This window comes from Citrobacter sp. Cm046, from assembly GCF_030333065.1.
In the GTDB taxonomy this organism is placed as follows: domain Bacteria; phylum Pseudomonadota; class Gammaproteobacteria; order Enterobacterales; family Enterobacteriaceae; genus Citrobacter; species Citrobacter murliniae.
The window spans coordinates 251,418-275,309 of sequence record NZ_JAOWGP010000036.1; the positions used below are offsets into that span (position 1 = coordinate 251,418).

Here is a 23,892-nt window from a genome sequence, read left to right on the forward strand (position 1 = left end):
TTTAGGCTCGTTACTTAGATTATTTTGCGTAGTTTTCCACTACTGGCCTGTAAGCGCAGGTCATCCCAAATTGGTTGTAACGTCTTAAAGGCTGAACGCATTGTGTCATCCGGTAGCGCGAAAGGCATGCGTAAGAAGCGATCGAATGCGCCAGCCAGACCGAAACGCGTTCCGATACCAAGCTGAATGCCTGCATTTTCTGCACGAGTGGCAAATAATGTCGCCAGCGTGTCAGGTAATTCGACCCAGAAAGATAATCCTCCCTCTGGGTGGGTAAAACGCCACTCCGGGAAATGCGAGCTCATCAGAGCGCGGCACAAATCACGTCTTGTCGTGAGCAACTGTCTTCTGTCGGGAAGAAAAGAGGTTGCGTTATCCAACAGCCAGCCGGTGGCGAGTTGCTCAAGAACGGGGGAACCCAGATCAAATGTATCGCGGGTCTGTACCAGCGCGGCAATAGTACGTGACGATGCGCGAACCCAGCCCAGACGTAGTCCTCCCCAGAAGCTCTTGCCCGCGGAACCCAGCAGAATGATGGGGGCGTCGCGATTGTATGCGGCGAGCGGAGGTGGCGGTGGTGCGTCATACCACAGGTTGACCATGGTTTCGTCCACCACCAGTGTTGTATGTGTTCTGGCGGCGATATCGGCCACGACCTGGCGAGTTGCAGCATCCATACAGCGTCCGGTTGGATTGTGAAAATCTGGCATCAGGTAGGCCATTCTCGGGGCAGTTTGCGCGATAGTGGCGACCAGACCGGCTGTATCCCAGCCGTGTTCAGGCAGTGACACACCGACGGGGCGGCTGGATGCACCCTGAATCGCAGCAATGGCAAGCGGATACGTGGGATGATCAACCAGTACGCGATCGCCTGGCCCCGTGAGCAATCGCAGGATCAACGCCAATCCGCTGACCGCACCATTCACTACCATTATCTCATCAGCCTGCGTGGGTAATCCGCGTTCGCAATAATGTTGGGCGATGGATTCACGCAAAGAAGGTAATCCCTGCGGCAGATAGCCCGAACTCAGCAGGTGTTGCGGCATAGCAAACAGCGCCTGCTGGTAAGCCTGATGAATTTCCGGACCGGCGCTGAGCGCCGCGGTAGAGAGATCGAGCGCTGTACTGGTGTGCATCCTTGTTGGGATCAGGCGAATATGTTCCGGTAGGATCACCCTTGAACCACTACCGTGGCGGCTTTCGAGATACCCTTCTTCACGTAGCTGCGCCAGGGCGCTGGCGATGGTTGTCCGGCTCACTTCCAAAACGGCAGCGAGTTCGCGTTCGCCGGGCAATCGACTATCCAGTGCCAGCCGACCATCGAGTATCAGTAGACGCAGTGCTTCTGCCAGTTGTCGCCAGAGAGGCATCCGCGAAGGGACTTCCTGCCAGTGACCAAGCAGGCGTTGAAGAGACTGACTTCCGTAGCGGCGAGATGACATAGCAGTCCACTTTTTGAAAACTGGACATTAATCATAGTGCCAATTGCAGCGAAGATGAAGGTTATCTGAGCGGAGACAGGGGAAAAGTATGCTGCGTCGTTTACTTCAACTGTATATAGGGCTGGCGCTTTATGGTGTGTCGACAGCCATGTTTGTGCGTGCGGATTTAGGGGCCGATCCCTGGAACGTTTTCCACCTTGGTGTGGCGAATTTACTGAAGATGAATATCGGTGTGGTGATCATTGCCGTTGGAGTTCTGGTGCTCCTGCTGTGGATACCACTGCGTCAGCGCCCGGGGTTTGGCACACTGAGTAATGTCATTATGATCGGCCTGGCTGCAGATGTGGCGCTGATGGTTATTCCGCAATTTGAATCTCTTCTTACGCGCAGCGGGTTGTTAGTTTCCGCAGTGATACTGAATGCGCTGGCGACCAGCCTGTATATTGGCGCTGGTTTTGGTGCTGGGCCGCGTGATGGTCTGATGACGGGTATCCATGCGCGTACTGGCTGGTCAGTCCGAACCATTCGTACCGCAATCGAAGTGTCGGTTTTGCTCACAGGCTGGCTACTCGGTGGGACCGTGGGGGTAGGGACGGTATTGTATGCGCTGGCTATTGGTCCGTTAATTCAGCTTTGCCTGCCGTGGTTTCGGCATCAACCGCAATCTCGTATTCGGGTTCGCGATGAGCCTGCGGCATGATCCCACGTGGGCGACTAAACTTAACCTCTACTGACGCGGTCGGAATCGGCTTGCCGCGCAGTACACTTCGGAGGTTTTTCTCATGAAGTATGTCGATGGTTTTGTTGTTGCCGTACCCGCTGAAAACAAGGAGGCGTATATCGCGATGGCGGCAAAAGCTGCTCCGCTTTTCAAGGAGTTCGGTGCATTGCGCGTTGTGGAGTGCTGGGCGGATGATGTCCCCGACGGCAAGTTGACCGATTTTCGCATGGCAGTGCAAGCGCAGGATCATGAAGAAGTGGTATTTAGCTGGATTGAATATCCTTCAAAAGAGGTGCGTGACGCGGCGAATCAGAAGATGATGTCCGATCCCCGTATGAAGGAGTTCGGTGAGTCCATGCCATTTGATGGCAAACGCATGATCTACGGTGGATTCTCGCCCATTATGGATGACTGACGTGACTGGCTGTGCGGCGTGCCGCCAGCCATCTCAACCGCTTATCAGCGCCACGCTAAAGCCGCTTTTCTGCCCACAATATAAATTCTTGTTTCACCAGAGCTTTGCTGTAAAGCCAGCCCTGACCGTACTGCACGCCATGATCACGTAACCAGCTTTCCTGATTTGCGGTCTCAATACCTTCCGCCACCATTTCCAGCTTCAGCGTTTTGGCTATCTCGATAATATGCGGAGTCACGTTATTGTATTCCAGTGCATCCACGAACGATTTGTCTATCTTCAGAATATCCACATCCAGATCTTGTAAATAGCTCAGGCTGGAGTAGCCGGTGCCAAAGTCATCAATGTAAATAGAATGCCCCGCCTGGCGGTATCTGGCGATAAACGGTGCACTGGTTTTCGGATCGGCAAATGCGCGTTCGGTCAGTTCCAGGGCGATTTGCGAAGGTTTGATCTGCCAGTGATTTACCTTCTGGCTTAACAGGGTTGGGAGGGTTTCTGATGTCAGGTTGTCTGACTCAAGATTGATGGATATATGCTGTTCTGGATGCTGGTGTAGCCATTTACCCAAATCGTCGAATACGCTTTCAATAATCAACTGAGTAAGTTGCTTTGACAGCCCTGTTTGCTCCGCCAGTCCGACGAAAATCTCCGGTGAGAGGAAACTCCCGTCAGCCTGTGGCCAACGGGCCAGCGCCTCGGCTCCGACCACTTTTCCGGCCCTGAGCGAAATAATCGGCTGATAATAAACTTTAATATCCCGATGACGGATAGCTTCCTGCAGCTGGTGACGAGGGGACTGTAAGCGACGAAAAATGCTCAGAATAAATGCGGCAGTTAACAGACCAATAATAATCCCCGCCGGGAGCCAGATAAGCGCCTGTCTGTGCCATATTTTTTGCAGAGGCAGTGTCGATGCCCAGCTTACGATAGTGATGCCTAATTCGGGGAAGGGGCGGGCATTATAGATAACGCCATTTTTTTCTAAGTGCGTAATGGCATTATCTATTTGAAGGTTATGCAAGATGTCTGGTGGGAGATTATCGCTACTGGCGACGACCGTTTTGCGCGTGGTGCCAATTATGGCGACATCAATCGGCCATGAGCCAAACGGAATGACGTCAATGAAGGAATTGGGATCGATCATCACAACATAATGCTCGCTGCCTAATGCCGCCATAAAACGCTGGATGCCCAAATCGTTTTGGGTGGTTAACCATGCCTGGTAACCATCACGCGTGATTTTCATTGCCGGTGGGAATGCGGCAGCCCGACTCCTTTTCTCCAGGGAAGAGCATTGTGGAACGTTGTTCTTGAGATACAGCACTTCCTGAATATAACGGTAGCTGTATGACAATCGACGCATTTCCAGCAAATGTTCTTCTCCGCAAGGTACTCCCTGAAAAGTTTCAATTTTGCGTAATGCTTTTTTCGCCTGATCGCCGACTCTTTCCGTACGTAAAGCGACCCTGTTGGTGAAGGAGTCAAGCTCATCAATAAATTTCGTTTCGACCTGACGATGCGCCAGCCACAGGCTTAAACCAACAGGCGCAAGGATGGACAGAATAAGCACACCTGTCATCAGACCTATCAGATATCGTGTTGTCACAGTGATGTCCTTATTAACACAGCGTATGGAAAGTATATCTGAAAGCCAAAAAAGCTATTCGATGGGTATCATATATTTAGGGCCATTTATCATCTTGTTAATTACCCATAGTACAAATCAGGTTGAGATATGTGCGGGAGTGGTGTATTTTGTTGGTTATGTTATAACGTAACAATTTGAGGTAATCATGAAACCGGATATCCATCCTTTTTATCGTACCGTGGTGTTTCACGACACCAGTGCCAATGAGTACTTTAAGGTTGGTTCGACCATTAAAACAGAACGTGAGATTGAGTTTGAGGGCCAGGTGTACCCATACGTTACCCTTGATATCTCTTCTAAGTCTCACCCGTACTATACCGGAAAACAAAAAACCTTCGATAACGAAGGTAGCGCGGCGCGTTTCCAGAAACGTTTTGGCCATTTCATTGGCGCTAAGCGAGGTTAAGATGCAGGTACTCAATTCACTTCGTAGCGCAAAACAACGACATCCTGACTGCCAGATTGTCAAACGCAAAGGGCGCTTGTACGTCATCTGCAAAACGAATCCGCGATTTAAAGCGGTACAGGGTCGGAAGAAAAGACGTTAGTTATTTTGCCAACATCACTGGGACTCAAGTGCGTGCCATTCGGGTACGCACTTTTTTTATTAGCGATTACTGACTGGTCTGTGCACGGGTCAGGGTGAAGATGTCGTAGAAAGAGAGTTCGCCTTTACGTGTCATCATTTTTTGCAGTTGTGCTTTATGCTCACTATCTACCCGAGGAGAGTGCAGTATGGTATCGATGAGTGAGGATGGAACAAAACGTGTGTTGTACCATTCGCCGTTATAGCAGACTCTGAAATCCAGTACGTCAATATCCTCAAAGCGATAACGCGGTGCCACGTCAAAAAAGAAAAAACCATTCAGTATTACGAACAGTACCACCAGCAACCATACTGAATCGACCAGTGTTTCTGATTGCAGCATAACCGCCAGCGTAGCAAACCAGGCAATATACATGCCGATAAATAACCCAGGATGTTTGCGAATGAAGCTGATGCTAAAGCGCGGTCTGTTGTCGCGCTTCTCGCGAATATTTAAGTCGTCAATTGTTTCGGTAAGCAGACGCTGTATTTCTGTCATTTCTTGCCTTCGTGATGTCTTCAATAATCAGGAGGGATCGGCCTATTTTAAGAGGGGATCCTGTCTGAAAAAAGTAACAGATTAACCACAATTTAGCATAACAGTTACATTTCTGTTCACAGCGTTTTGATGACCCGCGCAGGATTACCCCCAACTACGGTATTTGCCGGGACGCTTTTGGTTACTACGGCACCTGATGCAACAACGACGTTGTCACCCAGAGTTACGCCAGGATTTATCACGGCTCGCCCACCTATCCAGACGTTATTCCCGATAGTCACCGGTTTTCCCAGTTCCTTACCACTGTTGCGCTCATCGGCATCCAGCGGGTGGGTTGCGGTATAGATATGGACTCCCGGTGCAAGCATACAGTTATTGCCAATATGGATCGGGCAGACATCAAGCATGACGCAGTCGAAATTGGCATAGAATTCTTTGCCGAGGTAGATGTTATAGCCGTAATCGCAACGAAATGTAGGTTCGATATAAGCTCCCTCGCTTTGACCCAACAGGTCATGCAGAATAGCCTGCCGCTCATGTTGTTCATCGGGGGCGGTGAAATTATATCGATGGATCAGTTGGCGTGCGCGAAGCCGATCTTTGCGTAAAGTATCGTCTGTCGGGCGATACAATTCGCCGGCGATCATCTTTTGCTTTTCCTCACTCATTGCGCATTTTCCTGTTTGCTGATGGTTAATCTCAGTACACTAAAACGCAATGCAATTAAGGGGAACGTTCCCGGTGCTTCTGTGTGATCACTGTCACATGATTAGAGTTAAGTAATAGTTAGAAACGAGAAAACGGTCAGTCAGACAAACAAATGTACCGCTATACCTGACTTAACCTCGTGAGCAATTAGCGAATGAATTTCCAAACGGAAGTTGGGATCTTGTCGTACAGCTTATTCATGGTCAATTCAGCAAGACGATGATCTGCTGCTGAGTAAAATACAGCCAGTTCATTGTCAGACAATTCATATTTATTTTTCTCAATAACGCGTTCAAGTGTGTCTATTGTCTGGCAGCGTCGCAGGCGCATCAAATAATCAGTTTTAGTTAATGGTTTATCGGACATAACTCTTACCTATGATTGTAATAATTTTTAACAAGACAAACTTACAGGATTAGCCCTGGTGGCATTGACAAAACAGCGAAACAACCGATTACCGGACTTTCGCCATTTCTGTAGATCCTGCGTATTAATACCATAACTGCTGAACAACATAAAAGTGTCATCCAGGTATTCATCAATCTGAGCGATCAGCTTATTGTCCTCATTGTACTTAATTTTATAATTAAGTGCGAAGGTTGCAATATGCTCTATCAGTTCATTGAGCTGCAAGCTGGTTGCTGAAGTCGGGTCATTAACCCAACCATGGTTGCTTTGTTCAAGGTTTGCAAGACAGTCATGATACAGGGTTTCACAGAGAAATTTAAGCTGTGCGATATCATGTCTTTTGGGTGAGTATTCATCCATAACGCATCCCCTTCTTAGAGGCTTAACTAACCGAACACCTTTCGGGATGGATACAACAAACTACCTGGAACTTGCCCGCGACTCCTGATGGTTTAACTATAATCTACTCTAAAAAAGATTTCATCGTCGTATCACGAAAAATTACATTTACGGCAAATTATGATGCAGTTCCATTTTTACACTTTAACTGATAAATACAGGTATTCGAAATGGAACAATTTCTTTATTGTTCGGGCAATCATCAGGTTATCTTGTTTAGGTTTAGCAACAAAAGGCAACAGTCTACAATGCAATGAGTGACTAGGATTAATCTTAATATTTATTAAAGTAAATAAGAAACCTCAGGATTCTTTAAGAATAGCCTTTAAGCCTACAGGGATTATATCGCTTATTTACCTTACAGAAAATAAACGAAATCACAATAAGCTCAATTTATGATTTTTTCAAAAAAAAGGCCGCTTGCGCGGCCTTATCTTTAGCAATGAATCAATGATGATCAACCGGGTGGCTGTGTTCAACATCTTCATTCTTGCGGCTAAAGCGGCGGCGGACCACCACAAAGAACACCGGAACGAAGAAGATAGCCAACACGGTTGCAGTTACCATCCCGCCCATTACACCTGTACCAACGGCGTTCTGCGCGCCACTACCCGCGCCAGAGCTGATAACCAGCGGCATAACACCCAGAATAAAGGCCAGTGACGTCATCAGGATCGGACGTAAACGCATACGAACAGCATCCAGCGTCGCCTCAACCAGACCTTTACCCTCTTTATCCATCAAGTCTTTGGCGAATTCGACGATAAGTATCGCGTTCTTCGCCGACAACCCAATGGTTGTGAGCAGGCCTACCTGGAAGTAAACGTCGTTGGTTAAGCCGCGCAAAGTCGCTGCCAGCAACGCACCGATAACCCCCAGTGGAACCACCAGCATAACAGAGAACGGAATTGACCAGCTCTCATACAGCGCCGCCAGACACAGGAAGACGACAATCAGTGAAATGGCATACAGGGCAGGGGCCTGGTTGCCAGACAGTCGTTCCTGGTAGGACATACCAGTCCAGTCATAACCGATACCGGATGGCAATTTGCTGGCCAGTTGCTCCATCATCGCCATAGCTTCACCCGTACTTTTACCTGGTGCGGCCTGGCCCAGAATTTCCATGGAAGGCAGACCGTTATAGCGTTCCAGACGCGGCGAGCCATATTCCCAACGCGAGGAAGAGAACGCGGAGAACGGTACCATTTGTCCATCGCTACCGCGGACATACCAGTTTCCAATATCTTCCGGCAACATACGGTATTTGGCTTCAGACATGACGTAAACTTTCTTCACACGACCACGGTCGATGAAGTCATTCACGTAGCTTCCGCCCCATGCTGCACCCAGTGTTGTATTAATATCACTAATGGAAACACCCAGAGCCTGCGCTTTTTCCTGATCGATATCGATCTTGAATTGCGGAGTATCTTCCAGACCGTTAGGACGTACGCCAACTAACAGATCAGGATGTTTCGCCACTTCACCGAACAGCTGGTTACGAGCCTGGGTCAGTTTTTCATGGCCCAGTCCGGCCTGGTCAATTAACTGGAAGTCAAAGCCTGTTGCTGTACCCAGCTCAACAATCGCCGGCAGGTTAAAGGCAAAGACCATTGCGTCTTGAATCTTCGAGAATGCCGCCATCGCACGACTTGTAATCGCTTCGACCTTATTCTCTTCGCCTGGACGTTCACTCCAGTCTTTCAATGACACGAACGCAATACCGGTGTTCTGACCACGTCCCGCAAAACCGAAGCCGTTAACGGCAAAGACCGATTCAACGTTCGCTTTTTCTTTGGTCAGATAGTAATCCGTCATTTCGTCCAGCACTTTCTGGGTACGCTCTTGCGTTGCACCCGCAGGCAACTGAGCCATGGACAGGAATACCCCCTGGTCTTCATCCGGCAAGAAGGAGCTTGGCAGACGAACGAACAGATAGGCCATGCCCACCACGATGATCAGATACAGCGCCAGATAACGACCCGTGCTGCGCAGAATGCCGCCTACGCTGTCGGTATAGTGGTTCGTGCTCTTGTCGAACATGCGGTTGAACCAACCGAAGAAACCTTTCTTGCCTTCTCCGTGATCGCCCTTAGCAATCGGTTTGAGCATGGTTGCGCAAAGAGCAGGGGTCAGGATCAGTGCCACCAGTACCGACAACGCCATTGCAGAAACAATGGTGATGGAGAACTGACGGTAAATCGCCCCGGTAGAGCCACCGAAGAATGCCATCGGAATAAATACCGCTGACAGCACCATTGCGATACCCACCAGTGCGCCCTGAATCTGGCCCATTGATTTACGCGTCGCTTCTTTTGGCGGTAGTCCTTCCTCGGACATGACACGTTCAACGTTCTCGACCACAACGATGGCATCATCCACCAGCAGGCCGATGGCGAGCACCATCCCGAACATCGTCAGGGTATTTATCGAGAAGCCGAAAATGGCAAGGACCGCAAAGGTACCCAACAATACGACCGGTACGGCAATAGTCGGAATCAACGTCGCGCGGAAGTTCTGCAGGAACAGATACATAACCAGGAACACGAGGATGATTGCTTCTGCCAGTGTTTTCACTACTTCGTGAATAGAGATTTTTACGAACGGTGTAGTGTCATACGGGTAAACAATTTTCAGGCCTGATGGGAAGAACGGTTCCATCTTCACCAGTTCAGCGCGAATAGCCGCAGCAGTATCCAGAGCGTTCGCACCGGTTGCCAGTTTGATACCCAAACCAGACGCAGGTTTACCGTTGAACTTCGCAATGATGTCGTAGTTTTCACCGCCCAGCTCAATCTTCGCTACATCGCGCAGACGAACCTGGGAACCGTCCTGGTTCACTTTCAGCAGAATTTTGCCAAACTCATCGGTAGAGGTCAGACGCGTTTGAGCAATAATAGAGGCGTTCAGTTGCTGGCCTTTCACCGGTGGCGTACCACCAAGCTGACCGGCTGCAACCTGGGCGTTCTGTGCTTTAATCGCGGTAATCACATCAACCGGCGTAAGCTGGTATTTGTTCAGCTCAGTCGGATCCATCCAGATACGCATTGCGTACTGAGAACCGAACAGCTGTACGTCACCAACACCCGAGGTACGGCTGATAGCGTCTTTCATGTTAGCGGCGACGTAATCCGAAATATCTTCCTGCGTCATCGTGCCGTTGGTGTTGATAACACCAACAACCATCAGGAAGCTACTGGATGACTTCTCAACGCTAACCCCTTGCTGTTGTACTTCCTGAGGCAGCAACGGCATCGCCAACTGCAGTTTGTTCTGCACCTGTACCTGGGCGATATCCGCATCAGTACCAGACTGGAAGGTGAGGGTGATCTGCACGGTACCCGTGGAGTCACTGTTTGAGGACATGTACATCAGGTTATCGATACCGTTCATGTTCTGTTCGATAACCTGCGTAACAGTATCCTGTACTGTTTTTGCATCAGCGCCAGGGTAGGTCGCGGAGATCGTCACTGCAGGTGGTGCAATAGTAGGATATTGCGCCACCGGCAATTTGAGGATCGCGAGCCCCCCTGCCAACATGATGATTATGGCGATCACCCACGCAAATATGGGGCGATCGATAAAGAAATTAGGCATGTCTTAACGGCTCCTGTTTAAGTTAAGACTTGGACTGTTCAGGCTGGTTACCGCTTGCGGCTTGCTGGTTATTATCAGCGGTGACTTCCTGCGCTTTTACCTGTGCGCCAGGACGTACTTTTTGCAGCCCACTTACAATCACGCGGTCGCCCGGCTTAAGTCCTTCAGTGACCAGCCATTTATTGCCAATCGCTTGTGCTGCCACAATTTGGCGGGTTTCCACTTTGTCATCCGCACCGATAACTAATGCGCTGGCATCACCACGCGGCGTACGGGTAACGCCCTGCTGAGGTACAAGTAATGCGGTCGGATTGGTCCCTTCTTCCAGACGTGCACGGACAAACATACCCGGCAGTAAGGTGTGATCCGGGTTAGGGAAGATTGCGCGTAACGTAATCGACCCGGTGGTTTGATCAACCGTCACGTCAGAAAACTCCAGCGTACCGGACTGCGGGAATTTAATTCCGTCGCTGGTGACCAGTTCGACTTTTGCTTTACCGTTCTCTTGTTTCAGCGTGCCATTCGCCAGCTCTTGTTTCAGGCGCAGGAAATCGTTGCTTGACTGCGTCACGTCGACATAGATTGGATCCAACTGCTGAACGGTTGCCAGTGCGGTCGCCTGACCGTTTTGCACCAGAGCACCTTCAGTGACCGATGACTTACCAATGCGGCCGCTGATTGGCGATGTGACTTTGGTATAGGCCAGATTGATACGAGCAGTTTCTACTGCCGCTTTAGCTGCAACAACGGCGGCATTCGCCTGTTGTGCATCTGCCTGCGCGCTATCGTAATCCTGTTGACTGATGTACTTGGTACCCAACAATTTCTGATAACGTTTAACCGTCAGCTGAGCGATATTTGCCGCTGCTTGTGCTTTGGCCAGATCGCCTTTTGCGCTTTCATACGCGGCCTGGTAAGTAGCAGGATCAATCTGATAGAGAGACACACCCGCTTCGATATCACCACCTTCTGTGAAATTACGCTTCAGGATAATGCCGCTGACCTGAGGGCGAACTTCCGCAATGCGGTAAGCACTGGTGCGACCCGGGAGTTCAGTTGTGATCTGTAGAGGTTCAGTTTTGAGCGTCACAACTCCAACTTCTGGCATCTGCTGGCCCCCTTGTTGGGCCTGTTTGTCGTCACATCCTGTTAGCGCTAAGCTGCCTGAGAGCATCAGAACGACTGCCAGAGGCGTTAACCCTCTGTTTTTGTTCATATGTAAACCTCGAGTGTCCGATTTCAAATTGATCAATGGCTTAAAGCCCATAAACCCATTGCTGCGTTTATATTATCGTCGTGCTATGGTACATACATTCACAAATGTATGTAAATCTAACGCCTGTAAATTCACCGACATATGGCACGAAAAACCAAACAACAAGCGCAGGAAACACGTCAGCACATTCTGGATGTCGCTCTGCGTCTGTTTTCGCAACAAGGGGTATCATCCACCTCGCTCGCGGAGATCGCAAAAGCTGCTGGCGTCACTCGCGGTGCAATCTATTGGCATTTCAAAAACAAGTCGGATTTATTCAGTGAAATCTGGGATCTGGCAAAACCCAATATTGATGAACTAGAGACTGAGTATCAGGCAAAATTCCCCGACGATCCACTATCAGTATTAAGAGAAATTTTAGTTTACGTTCTTGAAGCTACCGTGACAGAAGAACGCCGGCGTTTATTGATGGAGATTATATTCCACAAATGCGAATTTGTCGGGGAAATAGCTGCTTTTCAAATGGCGCAACGCAGCCTGTGTCTTGAAAACTATGACCGTATTGAACAAACGTTACGTCACTGTATGAACGCAAAAATGTTGCCAGAGAATCTGAACACGCGCCGTGTAGCGGTCTTAATGCGCAGCTACCTTTCCGGGATTATAGAAAACTGGTTGTTCGCCCCGGAATCTTTTGACCTGAAAAAAAACGCACGTGAATACGTCGCAGTGCTGCTGGAAATGTGCCTTCTTTGCCCAACGCTGCGAGTGCCGGAAACAAGCTAACCCCTCGATTTCAGTCCAGGAATTTTCCTGGACATTTTCCCTGGCGCTATTCTGTCTGTCAGCGCCGTGATATTCTAGCCGCTTGACTATTTTCGGTCACTTTCCGGTTAGAAACGTTCATTCTCATGACTATGTTGCAGCTTTATAAACGCTCAAAGCATCTTATTGCTATTACCACTTTATTCTTCATTATTTTGCTGTCTTGTCAGTCATCCGCATTTGCGCGAGCGCAACAGAATGGTGAACTGCCGACGAAAGCGGATATCCAGAGCCAACTGGATGCGCTGAGTAAGCAAAAAGATCTTTCCGCGCAGGATAAACTGGTTCAGCAGGATCTTATCGAGACCCTCGCCACGCTGGATAAGATTGACCGCGTGAAGGATGAGACCGTTCAGCTTCGCCAGAAAGTTGCCCAGGCGCCAGAGAAAATGCGCCAGGCGACGGAGGCGTTAAATTCGCTCAGTGATGTCGATAATGACGATGAAACGCGAAAAACGCTGAGCACGCTCTCTTTACGACAACTTGAAACACGCGTCGCTCAGGTGCTGGATGACCTGCAAAGCTCGCAAAACGATCTGGCGGCTTACAACAGCCAACTGGTCTCGTTGCAGACGCAGCCTGAGCGTGTACAAAATGCGATGTACACCGCATCACAGCAAATGCAGCAAATCCGCAATCGCCTGGATGGTACCAACGTCGGTGAAGCGGCATTACGCCCCAGCCAGCAGGTTCTGCTGCAGGCGCAGCAAGCGCTACTCAATGCGCAGATCGATCAGCAGCGTAAAAGTCTGGAAGGCAACACGGTTTTGCAGGACACCTTGCAGAAACAACGTGATTATGTGACAGCCAACAGCAACCGACTTGAACATCAGTTACAGCTCCTGCAGGAAGCGGTGAACAGCAAACGGCTGACGCTCACCGAAAAGACGGCGCAGGAAGCGGTAACGCCCGATGAAGCTGAACGTATCCAGACCAATCCGCTAGTCAAACAGGAACTTGAGGTCAACCATCAGCTAAGCCAGCGTCTGATTTCCGCCACCGAAAACGGCAATGCGCTGATGCAGCAAAATATCAAGGTCAAAAACTGGCTTGATCGGGCGATGCAGTCTGAACGCAACATTAAAGAACAAATTGCTGTTCTGAAAGGTAGTCTGCTGCTGTCGCGTATTCTGTATCAACAACAGCAAACATTACCCTCAGCGGATGAACTTGCTGATATGACCAATCGGATCGCCGATTTGCGTCTGGAACAATTCGAGGTTAACCAGCAGCGTGACGCGCTGTTCCAGAATGACGCTTTTGTCGCCAAACTGGAGGAAGGGCACACCAGCGAAGTGAACACTGAAGTTCATGATGCCTTGCTCCAGGTCGTGGATATGCGCCGTGAGCTGCTGGACCAACTGAATAAGCAATTAGGTAATCAACTGATGATGGCCATTAACCTGCAGATTAACCAGCAGCAGTTAATGAGCGTATCGAAAAATCTGAAAGGGATCCTGACCCAGCAAATCTTTTGGGTTAACAGTAACCGTCCGATGGACTGGGACTGGATCAAAGCCTTCCCTCAAACGTTAAAAGATCAGTTCAAGTCGATGAAAATCACGGTGAACTGGGAGAAAGCCTGGCCAGCGGTATTTATTGCTTTTCTGGCGGGGCTACCGCTGCTGTTGATTGCCGGACTAATTCGCTGGCGTTTGAAATGGTTGAAAGCGTACCAGGAAAAACTCGCTGCTGCGGTAGGTAACTTGCGTAATGACAGTCAGCTCAATACGCCAAAAGCGATACTGATTGATCTGATTAGAGCGTTACCTGCCTGCCTGATTATCCTTGCCGTTGGTCTGATCCTGCTTACCATGCAACTGAACGTCAGCGATCTGTTGTGGGCATTCAGTAAGAAGATGGCTATTTTCTGGCTGGTGTTTGGTTTGTGCTGGAAAGTACTGGAAAAAGATGGCGTGGCGATCCGTCACTTCGGTATGCCTGCGAAACAGACCAGCCACTGGCGTCGCCAGATTGTGCGCATTAGTCTGGCATTATTGCCGCTGAACTTCTGGTCAGTGGTTGCTGAACTCTCGCCGCTTAATCTGATGGACGACGTTCTCGGACAGGTCGTCATTTTCCTGAACCTGTTGCTGATCGCCTTCCTTGTATGGCCAATGTGTCGCGAAAGCTGGCGTGATAAAGAGTCGCATGGTCTGCGCCTGGTCACTATTACCGTGCTGTCGATTATCCCGATTGCGTTAATGGTGCTGACGGCTACCGGTTATTTCTATACCACGCTGCGTTTGTCTGGGCGCTGGATTGAAACGGTCTATCTGGTCATTGTCTGGAACCTGCTGTATCAGACTGTACTGCGTGGGCTGAGCGTGGCCGCACGTCGCATTGCCTGGCGCCGTGCATTAGCGCGCCGTCAGAACCTGGTAAAAGAAGGGGCCGAAGGCGCTGAACCGCAGGAAGAACCGACCATTGCGCTGGAGCAGGTTAACCAGCAAACGCTGCGTATTACGATGTTACTGATGGTTGCTCTGTTTGGCGTTCTGTTCTGGGCAATTTGGTCCGATCTGATCACCGTGTTCAGCTACCTCGACAGCATCACGCTCTGGCATTACAACGGTACAGAGGCCGGGGCCGCAGTCGTGAAAGATGTCACCATGGGCAGCCTGCTGTTTGCGATAATTGCGTCAATGGTGGCATGGGCGCTGATCCGCAACTTGCCCGGACTGTTAGAAGTGTTAGTGCTCTCACGACTCAAAATGCGTCAGGGCGCATCTTATGCCATCACTACGATCCTCAATTACGCGATCATTGCTATCGGCGCGATGACGGTGTTCGGATCGCTCGGGGTGTCGTGGGATAAACTACAGTGGCTGGCTGCGGCCTTGTCGGTCGGTCTCGGTTTTGGCTTGCAGGAGATCTTCGGTAACTTTGTCTCGGGCCTGATCATTCTGTTTGAACGCCCGGTACGTATTGGCGATACGGTCACGATTGGGACGTTCTCTGGTACGGTAAGTAAGATTCGCATTCGTGCAACCACCATCACCGACTTTGATCGCAAAGAGGTGATCATTCCGAACAAAGCGTTTGTAACGGAACGTCTGATCAACTGGTCGCTCTCTGATACCACCACACGCCTGGTGATCCGTATTGGGGTTGCTTATGGCTCAGATCTGGACAAGGTGAAGAAGGTGCTGCTGCAGGCGGCGCAGGAACATCCGAAAGTGATGCATGATCCGGAACCGGCGGTGTTCTTTACCGCCTTTGGTGCCAGCACGCTGGATCATGAGCTGCGATTATATGTTCGTGAACTGCGCGATCGCAGCCATACGGTGGATGAACTTAACCGCGCGGTTGACCGTCTGTGCCGTGAAAACGATATTGATATCGCCTTTAACCAACTCGAAGTTCATCTGCATAACGCCAAAGGTGACACAGTGACTGAAGTTAAACGTGACTTCAAAGGTGATGACCCGACACCGGCTGTGGGGTGATAAGTAAACGCCTTATCTGGCCTACGAAGTGCAATAATTCTGGACTCGTAGGCCGATACCAACAGATTCAGCTCTTTTTATGATGCAGGGAGCTGCTGTATTTTCTTTTCGTAATCCCGCTTAACAATCTCCAGCGCTTTCAGTACGGTTTCAGGCGCAACCTGATGCTCTTCCAGAAGCATAATTAAATCGACAGCCAGTTTGATGTCGTCCGGGGCGTTCTCAAGTGACATAATTTCTCCGGGGTTAACGGGTTAAACGCGCCAGCACGTTTTCTATTCTTTCCAGCGCATGACGACAGCGCGCCAGACGCGCTTCGAAAGCTTCCACTTCACGATGCAGTTTTTGCTGTTCTTCAAAGCCTGTAGCCTGAGCCAGACGCTCTTTGCGTTCACGCGTCATCTCGACCAGACGGCGCTCAAACTCCTGGTGCTGGACGCGCTTGCGCTGCCAGCGAGCGAGCCCAGGGGAGGCACTGTCCCACTCCCTGAGCGACCAGGTAGCAGTTTCGCGCATAATAGCCTCTAACTGTGAGGCAAGGTGTTCCGCAAGCCAGGTAATTTGTGGTAGTTGTTGCTGTTCAACCGCGTGGCGCAGTGCGGTGAGATTCGCGCTAGCTTCATCCAGACAGGCCTGCAACAGCGTACTGCGCGTGCGAAAAAGATGGCGATCAAAACGGGCGCTGAGTGTTGCGTGGTGCGCCAGTGGTGCGCAAAGTTGTTGCAGGCTGTTGAACTGGCTTTCGAGCTTCTGTAACAGCATGACGGTTTTCACGATAACACTCCGATGAAAATGAGAACTGTTATGCTAAAGTAGCGATTCTCTGTGTTAAGTACTTAAACTATGCAACGCATTATTCTAATCATCATTGGCTGGATAGCGGTAGTGCTGGGAACGCTGGGTGTGGTATTGCCATTATTGCCCACTACGCCGTTTATCCTGCTGGCTGCCTGGTGTTTTGCCCGCTCATCGCCGCGTTTTCACGACTGGCTGCTCTACCGTTCATGGTTTGGCGGCTATCTGCGCCACTGGCAAAAACACCGTGCGATGCCTCCGGGGGCAAAGCCGCGCGCTATATTGTTGATATTGGTTACATTTGGCATCTCGCTGTGGCTGGTTAATATGATGTGGGTGCGTGGATTACTGTTGGTTATTCTCGCCTGTTTATTGATTTTCATGTGGCGGATACCGGTGATTGATGAAAAGCAACAAAAGCACTGAAGCGCAATAATGCCAGTTGCAATTGTCTCACGCAGCCAGTAAATTTGACCGTTTTCGAGCACAGGCGCAGGCGGTCAAAGGTTAAACAAATGTAACCTTTGCTCTTATATAGACACAAAATCATTCAAGTTGCGTCGAAACGGCAACTGAATGAATCCCCGAAGCTTACATCAGTAAGTGCCTGGGATGAATGAAGGCAGCCAACAAAGAGGCAGCTTGAAGGATAAAGTGTATAGTGCGCCGTGAAGCAATACTGTATTAATCAGGCACAAACTTATGACCGCGACTGCACAGCAGCTTGAGTTTCTCAAAAATAGCATCAAAAGCATCAACGACTACCCAAAACCTGGCATTCTTTTTCGTGATGTCACCAGCTTGCTGGAAGACCCGAAAGCGTATGCACTCAGCATTGAACTGTTAGTTGAACGCTACAAAAATGCGGGCATTACTAAAGTTGTCGGCACCGAAGCGCGTGGCTTCCTGTTTGGCGCACCGGTAGCGTTGGGGTTAGGCGTTGGTTTTGTACCCGTACGTAAACCGCGTAAGCTTCCACGTGAAGTTATTGCTGAGAGCTATGAGCTTGAATACGGCACCGATCAGCTGGAAATCCATGTTGATGCCATCAAGCCGGGTGACAAAGTACTGGTAGTGGACGATTTGCTGGCAACCGGCGGAACAATTGAAGCAACAGTGAAGCTGATCCGTCGTCTGGGTGGTGAAGTCACCGATGCGGCTTTTATCATCAACCTGTTCGATCTGGGCGGTGAACAGCGCCTGGAAAAACAGGGATTGACCTGCTACAGCCTGGTTCCGTTCCCGGGACACTGATTTCGGACGATCTTTTATCGGCCAAAGTAATACCGAGACACACAACCTCGCCGTCTGCGCGAGGTTGTGTTAGCATTACCCCCTTGTGAATCCACCCTCCAGCCTTTCAGAGCCTGCCAATGAGTTATCAGGTCTTAGCCCGAAAATGGCGCCCACAAACCTTTGCTGACGTCGTCGGCCAGGAACATGTGCTGACGGCACTGGCGAACGGCTTGTCGTTAGGGCGTATTCATCATGCTTATCTTTTTTCCGGCACCCGTGGCGTCGGAAAAACCTCTATCGCCCGTCTGCTGGCGAAGGGACTCAACTGTGAAACCGGCATTACCGCTACACCTTGCGGTGTGTGTGACAACTGTCGTGAAATTGAGCAGGGGCGTTTTGTCGATTTGATTGAAATTGACGCCGCGTCTCGTACTAAGGTCGAAGACACTCGCGATCTGCTGGATAACGTTCAGTATGCGCCGGCGCGTGGCCGCTTTAAGGTCTATTTGATCGATGAAGTGCACATGCTGTCGCGCCACAGTTTTAATGCGCTACTTAAAACGCTCGAAGAACCGCCTGCACACGTTAAGTTCCTGCTGGCGACTACCGATCCGCAGAAGTTGCCGGTTACTATTCTGTCTCGCTGCCTGCAATTCCACCTTAAAGCGCTGGATGTCGAACAAATTCGCCATCAGCTTGAACATATCCTCAATGAGGAAAACATCACCCACGAACCACGCGCGCTGCAGCTGTTATCTCGTGCTGCAGACGGTAGCCTGCGCGATGCGCTGAGTCTGACCGATCAGGCGATTGCCAGCGGTGATGGGCAGGTCACGACTCAGGCAGTGAGCGCGATGCTCGGCACGCTTGATGACGACCAGGCGCTTTCTCTGGTTGAAGCTGTTGTGGCAGGGAATGGCGAGCGTGTTATGGCGCTGGTGAATGATGCCGCCGCTCGCGGAATTGAATGGGAAACGTTGCTGGTTGAGATGTTGACCCTGCTTCACCGTATTGCGATGGTTCAGCTATCGCCTGCGGCATTGAGCAGCGATATGGCTGCCATTGAACAGCGTATGCGTGATCTGGCACGCACTGTACCGCCGACCGATGTGCAGCTTTACTACCAGACCCTGTTAATCGGGCGCAAAGAGCTTCCGTATGCGCCGGACAGACGAATGGGTGTAGAAATGACGCTGCTGCGTGCGTTAGCTTTTCATCCGCGAGTTCCGTTACCGGAACCTGAAGTACCGCAACAGTCATTTGCGCCCGCTGCACCTACCGCGGTGATGACACCGACGCAGGTCCCTGTACAGCAGCCTGCACCTGCGCATTCGGATGTACCGTTATCTGACGCTACCAGTCGGGTTCTTGCCGCGCGCAACCAACTGCAGCGAGCTCAGGGAGCAACCAAAACAAAAAAGAGTGAACCGGCAGCCGCTCCCCGCGCGCGGCCGGTGAATAATGCTGCGCTGGAAAGACTGGCTTCGGTGTCGGAACGTGTTCAGGCTCGTCCGGCAGCGTCTGCGCTGGAGCAGACTCCGGCGAAAAAAGAAGCCTATCGCTGGAAAGCAACCAATCCGGTAGCAGAAGTAAAAGAGGTTGTTGCCACACCGAAAGCGTTGAAAAAAGCGCTGGAGCATGAAAAAACGCCGGAGCTGGCCGCTAAGCTGGCAGCAGAAGCGATTGAGCGCGACCCCTGGGCCGCGCAGGTTAGCCAGCTTTCGCTACCCAAGCTGGTAGAGCAGGTGGCGCTTAATGCCTGGAAAGAAGAGAATGGCAATGTCGTTTGCCTGCACTTGCGTTCCACGCAGCGGCACCTCAATTCCAGTGGCGCACAGCAGAAACTTACGGAAGCATTGAGCGCCTTAATGGGCTCAGCGGTTGAATTGACCATCGTTGAAGATGATAATCCTGCGGTGCGAACGCCGCTGGAGTGGCGTCAGGCCATTTATGAAGAGAAACTCGCGCAGGCGCGTGAGTCGATTATTGCGGATAATAACATTCAGACGCTGCGTCGTTTTTTTGATGCGGACCTGGACGAAGAGAGTATTCGCCCCATTTGATCGTAAGCCATATCTCATGGTTTTATGGTCGTCATCCCTTAACGTGATTGAGAGAGAAGCCTATGTTTGGTAAAGGCGGTCTGGGTAACCTGATGAAACAGGCCCAGCAGATGCAAGAAAAAATGCAGCAGATGCAGGAAGAAGTCGCCAAGCTGGAAGTGACTGGCGAATCAGGCGCAGGTCTGGTTAAAGTGACCATCAATGGCGCGCACAACTGCCGTCGCGTGGAAATCGATCCTAGCCTGCTGGAAGACGACAAAGAGATGCTGGAAGATCTGGTTGCTGCGGCATTCAATGATGCGGCACGTCGCATTGAAGAGACCCAGAAAGAGAAAATGGCCTCTGTTTCTTCCGGTATGCAACTGCCTCCTGGCTTTAAGATGCCGTTCTGATGCAAACCAGCCCGCTGTTAACTCAGCTTATGGAAGCACTGCGCTGTCTGCCGGGCGTAGGTCCGAAGTCAGCGCAGCGCATGGCGTTCACGCTGCTACAGCGCGATCGCAGCGGCGGGATGCGTCTGGCGCAGGCGTTAACGAAGGCGATGTCGGAAATCGGTCACTGTGCTGATTGCCGCACCTTCACAGAGCAAGAAGTATGTAGCATCTGCGCGAATCCGCGTCGCAAGGAAAATGGTCAAATTTGCGTGGTTGAGAGTCCGGCGGACATCTATGCCATTGAGCAAACAGGGCAATTTTCCGGGCGTTATTTCGTGCTGATGGGACACCTGTCGCCGCTGGATGGTATCGGGCCTGATGATATCGGGCTTGACCGTCTGGAACAGCGTCTGGCGTCTGAGCAAATCAATGAAGTTATCCTTGCGACCAATCCGACGGTCGAAGGAGAGGCTACCGCCAACTATATTGCCGAGCTTTGCATGCAGTATGACGTTGAAGCCAGCCGTATCGCTCATGGCGTACCGGTAGGCGGCGAGCTGGAAATGGTTGACGGCACTACGTTGTCCCATTCTCTTGCCGGACGGCATAAGATTCGTTTTTAATCAATCGGGAGCAAAAATTTTTGCTCCCGCTTGAAATACCCCTCCGCTATCCCCATCTCCCTCTCAACGCTTTTTTACCTTGTAATTGGCATTGAGGTATTTTCGACATGAAAGGACAAGAAACTCGTGGTTTTCAGTCAGAAGTAAAACAGCTTCTGCACCTGATGATCCATTCTCTGTATTCCAATAAAGAAATCTTCCTGCGTGAGCTTATCTCTAACGCCTCTGATGCGGCAGACAAGCTGCGTTTTCGCGCGCTGTCTAACCCGGACCTGTATGAAGGTGACGGCGAACTGCGTGTGCGTGTCTCCTTCGATAAAGATAAGCGTACGTTGACCATTGCCGATAACGGCGTGGGGATGAACCGTGATGACGTTATCGATCATCTGGGGACCATTGCTAAATCCGGTACCAAGTCTTTCCTCGAATCCATGGGATCCGATCAGGCTAAAGACAGCCAACTGATCGGCCAGTTCGGGGTGGGCTTCTACTCTGCATTTATTGTTGCTGACAAAGTTACCGTGCGGACCCGTGCGGCGGGCGACAAACCGGAAAACGGCGTGTTTTGGGAATCTGCTGGCGAAGGCGAGTATACCGTTGCGGACATTACCAAAGACGATCGCGGTACGGAAATCACTCTGCACCTGCGTGAAGGTGAAGATGAATTCCTTGATGACTGGCGCGTGCGCTCCATCATCAGCAAATATTCCGACCATATCGCACTGCCGGTAGAGATTGAGAAACAGGAAGAGAAAGACGGTGAAACCGTCGTTTCCTGGGAGAAAATCAACAAGGCGCAGGCGCTGTGGACGCGTAACAAGTCGGAAATCAAAGATGACGAGTACAACGAATTCTACAAGCATATCGCGCACGATTTCACTGACCCGCTGACCTGGAGCCACAACCGTGTGGAAGGGAAGCAGGAGTACACCAGCCTGCTGTATATCCCGTCTCAGGCGCCGTGGGATATGTGGAACCGCGATCATAAACACGGTCTGAAGCTGTACGTACAGCGTGTATTTATCATGGACGACGCTGAGCAGTTCATGCCGAACTACCTGCGTTTTGTGCGCGGTCTGATAGATTCCAACGATCTGCCGCTCAACGTTTCCCGTGAGATCCTGCAGGACAGCAGCGTCACCCGTAACCTGCGCAGTGCGCTGACCAAGCGTGTGCTGCAAATGCTGGAAAAACTGGCGAAAGACGATGCAGAAAAATACCAGACCTTCTGGAAACAGTTTGGCCTGGTACTGAAAGAAGGTCCGGCGGAAGATCACGCCAATCAGGAAACTATCGCTAAACTGATGCGCTTCGCGTCCACACATACCGATTCCTCTGCACAAACGGTGTCGCTGGAAGACTATGTGTCACGCATGAAAGAAGGGCAGGAGAAAATCTACTACATCACTGCAGACAGCTATGCGGCAGCGAAGAGCAGCCCGCACCTGGAACTGCTGCGTAAGAAAGGCATCGAAGTCCTGCTGCTTTCTGACCGCATCGATGAGTGGATGATGAACTACCTGACCGAGTTCGACGGTAAAGCGTTCCAGTCTGTGGCTAAAGCTGACGAGTCCATCGACAAGCTGGCGGACGAAGTTGACGAATCGGCAAAAGAGGCGGAAAAAGCGCTGACGCCGTTCGTTGAGCGCGTGAAAACTCTGCTGGGCGATCGTGTAAAAGAAGTGCGTCTGACGCACCGTCTGACCGACACTCCGGCGATTGTCACTACCGACGCGGACGAAATGAGCACTCAGATGGCGAAATTGTTTGCCGCTGCGGGCCAGGCCGTACCGGAAGTGAAATATATCTTTGAACTCAATCCGGATCACGTGCTGGTAAAACGCACGGCAGATACCCAGGACGAAGCACAGTTTAAAGAGTGGGTTGAACTGTTGCTGGATCAGGCGCTGTTCGCTGAGCGCGGCACGCTGGAAGATCCTAACCAGTTTATCCGTCGTATGAATCAGCTGCTGGTTTCCTGATAGCTGTTATTTAGTGCCGGATGGCGATTATCCGGCACAATGCCGAGTATTTTTGTAAGCCGGATTAAGGTGCGAGCACCTTAATCCGGCTTTTTACCTTCTGAAACCGCTCTTTTCTTAATTTTCCCGCCATTAACCGTTTCAGCGGCAAGCACCTTTCTTGAGCCAATTGCGTGATGGTGGTATCGTTTAGCGCTTTTTAAAAATATCGACAACCTTTAAGGGGATTTTCGTAATGCGTATCATTCTGCTTGGCGCTCCGGGCGCGGGTAAAGGAACTCAGGCTCAGTTCATCATGGAGAAGTACGGTATTCCGCAGATCTCCACCGGTGACATGCTGCGTGCTGCCGTGAAATCTGGCTCCGAGCTGGGCAAACAAGCGAAAGACATCATGGATGCCGGTAAACTGGTAACTGATGAGCTGGTGATCGCGCTGGTAAAAGAGCGTATCGCTCAGGAGGACTGCCGTAATGGTTTCCTGCTGGACGGCTTCCCGCGCACTATTCCGCAGGCTGATGCCATGAAAGAAGCGGGTATTGTTGTTGATTACGTTCTGGAATTCGCTGTACCGGACGAACTGATCGTTGACCGTATCGTAGGTCGTCGCGTTCATGCGGCCTCTGGTCGTGTCTATCACATCAAATTCAACCCGCCTAAAGTTGAAGGTAAAGACGACGTGACCGGCGATGAGCTGACCACCCGTAAAGATGACCAGGAAGAGACTGTGCGTAAGCGTCTGGTTGAATATCATCAGATGACTGCTCCGCTGATTGGTTACTACCAGAAAGAAGCGGAAGCGGGTAATACTAAATATGCGAAAGTAGACGGTACTCAGGCTGTTGCCGCCGTTCGCGCTTCTCTTGAAAAAATCCTCGGTTAAGTTTTACTGCAGTCAGTGCCGGA

The 23,892-nt window shown here is 50.7% G+C and carries 23 protein-coding genes and 1 other annotated feature; of the genes, 13 read left to right on the top strand and 10 right to left on the bottom strand.

Translation table 11 applies throughout. From position 1 onward, the window contains the following. Positions 1 to 14: 14 nt before the first annotated feature. A complete protein-coding gene (yczR, locus tag OGX98_RS07865; RefSeq protein ID WP_286595081.1) occupies positions 15 to 1,442 on the bottom strand; it encodes a MocR-like transcription factor YczR in 1,428 nt (475 codons plus the stop codon). An 88-nt stretch (positions 1,443 to 1,530) separates the two neighbouring features. Here yczR and yczE point away from each other — a divergent pair, with 88 nt between their 5' ends. Next, the gene (yczE, locus tag OGX98_RS07870) at positions 1,531 to 2,142 is read left to right on the top strand and encodes a membrane protein YczE (RefSeq protein ID WP_284097027.1); all 612 of its coding nucleotides are present in this window, start codon (positions 1,531 to 1,533) and stop codon (positions 2,140 to 2,142) included. A gap of 82 nt (positions 2,143 to 2,224) precedes the next feature. Further along, complete coding sequence (locus OGX98_RS07875) at positions 2,225 to 2,578, top strand: DUF1428 domain-containing protein (protein ID WP_045440607.1); 354 nt, start codon at positions 2,225 to 2,227, stop codon at positions 2,576 to 2,578. Positions 2,579 to 2,633: 55 nt separating this feature from the next. Here OGX98_RS07875 and pdeB read toward each other — a convergent pair whose 3' ends face one another. Then, entirely contained in the window at positions 2,634 to 4,187 is a 1,554-nt protein-coding gene (pdeB, locus tag OGX98_RS07880) for a cyclic di-3',5'-guanosine monophosphate phosphodiesterase PdeB (protein WP_286595082.1), read from the bottom strand. A gap of 187 nt (positions 4,188 to 4,374) precedes the next feature. Here pdeB and OGX98_RS07885 point away from each other — a divergent pair, with 187 nt between their 5' ends. Then, positions 4,375 to 4,635, top strand: a complete 261-nt coding sequence (locus tag OGX98_RS07885; RefSeq protein ID WP_045440619.1) for a type B 50S ribosomal protein L31 — start codon at positions 4,375 to 4,377, stop codon at positions 4,633 to 4,635. Position 4,636: 1 nt separating this feature from the next. Next, positions 4,637 to 4,777, top strand: a complete 141-nt coding sequence (gene ykgO, locus OGX98_RS07890) for a type B 50S ribosomal protein L36 (RefSeq protein WP_005125190.1) — start codon at positions 4,637 to 4,639, stop codon at positions 4,775 to 4,777. 66 nt (positions 4,778 to 4,843) lie between these two features. Here the strand turns inward: ykgO and OGX98_RS07895 are convergent, their stop codons facing one another. From OGX98_RS07895 to acrA, 6 genes are all read right to left on the bottom strand, one after another. Continuing rightward, positions 4,844 to 5,314, bottom strand: a complete 471-nt coding sequence (locus OGX98_RS07895) for a YlaC family protein (RefSeq protein WP_045440622.1) — start codon at positions 5,312 to 5,314, stop codon at positions 4,844 to 4,846. A gap of 116 nt (positions 5,315 to 5,430) precedes the next feature. Further along, the gene (gene maa / locus OGX98_RS07900; protein ID WP_284097028.1) at positions 5,431 to 5,982 is read right to left on the bottom strand and encodes a maltose O-acetyltransferase; all 552 of its coding nucleotides are present in this window, start codon (positions 5,980 to 5,982) and stop codon (positions 5,431 to 5,433) included. A gap of 187 nt (positions 5,983 to 6,169) precedes the next feature. Then, complete coding sequence (hha, locus tag OGX98_RS07905) at positions 6,170 to 6,388, bottom strand: hemolysin expression-modulating protein Hha (protein WP_002892050.1); 219 nt, start codon at positions 6,386 to 6,388, stop codon at positions 6,170 to 6,172. 27 nt (positions 6,389 to 6,415) lie between these two features. Then, entirely contained in the window at positions 6,416 to 6,790 is a 375-nt protein-coding gene (gene tomB / locus OGX98_RS07910; protein ID WP_003021733.1) for an Hha toxicity modulator TomB, read from the bottom strand. 486 nt (positions 6,791 to 7,276) lie between these two features. Continuing rightward, on the bottom strand, positions 7,277 to 10,426 hold the full coding sequence (gene acrB, locus OGX98_RS07915) for an efflux RND transporter permease AcrB (protein WP_045440626.1): 3,150 nt from the start codon (positions 10,424 to 10,426) through the stop codon (positions 7,277 to 7,279). 22 nt (positions 10,427 to 10,448) lie between these two features. Further along, on the bottom strand, positions 10,449 to 11,642 hold the full coding sequence (acrA, locus tag OGX98_RS07920) for a multidrug efflux RND transporter periplasmic adaptor subunit AcrA (protein ID WP_045440628.1): 1,194 nt from the start codon (positions 11,640 to 11,642) through the stop codon (positions 10,449 to 10,451). A 141-nt stretch (positions 11,643 to 11,783) separates the two neighbouring features. On the opposite strand from acrA, the gene acrR reads away from it, so the two are divergent. Both acrR and mscK read left to right on the top strand, forming a co-directional pair. Further along, entirely contained in the window at positions 11,784 to 12,428 is a 645-nt protein-coding gene (gene acrR / locus OGX98_RS07925; protein WP_048221935.1) for a multidrug efflux transporter transcriptional repressor AcrR, read from the top strand. A 125-nt stretch (positions 12,429 to 12,553) separates the two neighbouring features. After that, positions 12,554 to 15,916 (top strand): mechanosensitive channel MscK, encoded by a 3,363-nt coding sequence (mscK, locus tag OGX98_RS07930; RefSeq protein WP_048221934.1) that lies wholly within the window; start codon positions 12,554 to 12,556, stop codon positions 15,914 to 15,916. Between the two features lie 77 nt (positions 15,917 to 15,993). Here the strand turns inward: mscK and rsmS are convergent, their stop codons facing one another. Further along, complete coding sequence (gene rsmS, locus OGX98_RS07935; RefSeq protein ID WP_071828900.1) at positions 15,994 to 16,149, bottom strand: pleiotropic regulatory protein RsmS; 156 nt, start codon at positions 16,147 to 16,149, stop codon at positions 15,994 to 15,996. Positions 16,150 to 16,162: 13 nt separating this feature from the next. Further along, entirely contained in the window at positions 16,163 to 16,690 is a 528-nt protein-coding gene (priC, locus tag OGX98_RS07940) for a primosomal replication protein N'' (RefSeq protein ID WP_200012209.1), read from the bottom strand. Between the two features lie 69 nt (positions 16,691 to 16,759). On the opposite strand from priC, the gene OGX98_RS07945 reads away from it, so the two are divergent. The 7 genes from OGX98_RS07945 (at position 16,760) to adk (ending at position 23,869) form a co-directional block, all read left to right on the top strand. Next, a complete protein-coding gene (locus tag OGX98_RS07945; RefSeq protein ID WP_048221933.1) occupies positions 16,760 to 17,137 on the top strand; it encodes a DUF454 family protein in 378 nt (125 codons plus the stop codon). Between the two features lie 276 nt (positions 17,138 to 17,413). Beyond that, on the top strand, positions 17,414 to 17,965 hold the full coding sequence (gene apt / locus OGX98_RS07950) for an adenine phosphoribosyltransferase (RefSeq protein WP_045440640.1): 552 nt from the start codon (positions 17,414 to 17,416) through the stop codon (positions 17,963 to 17,965). Between the two features lie 119 nt (positions 17,966 to 18,084). Beyond that, positions 18,085 to 20,010: a DNA polymerase III subunit gamma/tau gene (gene dnaX, locus OGX98_RS07955; RefSeq protein WP_286595083.1), complete on the top strand. Its 1,926-nt coding sequence runs from the start codon at positions 18,085 to 18,087 to the stop codon at positions 20,008 to 20,010. Beyond that, positions 19,343 to 19,407, top strand: a sequence feature (DnaX frameshifting element). Its footprint overlaps the gene before it by 65 nt. 62 nt (positions 20,011 to 20,072) lie before the next feature. Then, positions 20,073 to 20,402 carry a YbaB/EbfC family nucleoid-associated protein gene (locus tag OGX98_RS07960; RefSeq protein WP_003021764.1) on the top strand — a complete coding sequence of 110 codons (330 nt, stop codon included), beginning with the start codon at positions 20,073 to 20,075 and terminating at the stop codon, positions 20,400 to 20,402. Beyond that, on the top strand, positions 20,402 to 21,007 hold the full coding sequence (recR, locus tag OGX98_RS07965; protein ID WP_045440647.1) for a recombination mediator RecR: 606 nt from the start codon (positions 20,402 to 20,404) through the stop codon (positions 21,005 to 21,007). The genes OGX98_RS07960 and recR overlap by 1 nt, the downstream gene beginning before the upstream one ends. Positions 21,008 to 21,114: 107 nt before the next feature. Beyond that, complete coding sequence (gene htpG, locus OGX98_RS07970) at positions 21,115 to 22,989, top strand: molecular chaperone HtpG (protein ID WP_045440650.1); 1,875 nt, start codon at positions 21,115 to 21,117, stop codon at positions 22,987 to 22,989. A gap of 235 nt (positions 22,990 to 23,224) precedes the next feature. Continuing rightward, positions 23,225 to 23,869 (top strand): adenylate kinase, encoded by a 645-nt coding sequence (gene adk, locus OGX98_RS07975; RefSeq protein WP_045440652.1) that lies wholly within the window; start codon positions 23,225 to 23,227, stop codon positions 23,867 to 23,869. Positions 23,870 to 23,892 lie beyond the last annotated feature (23 nt).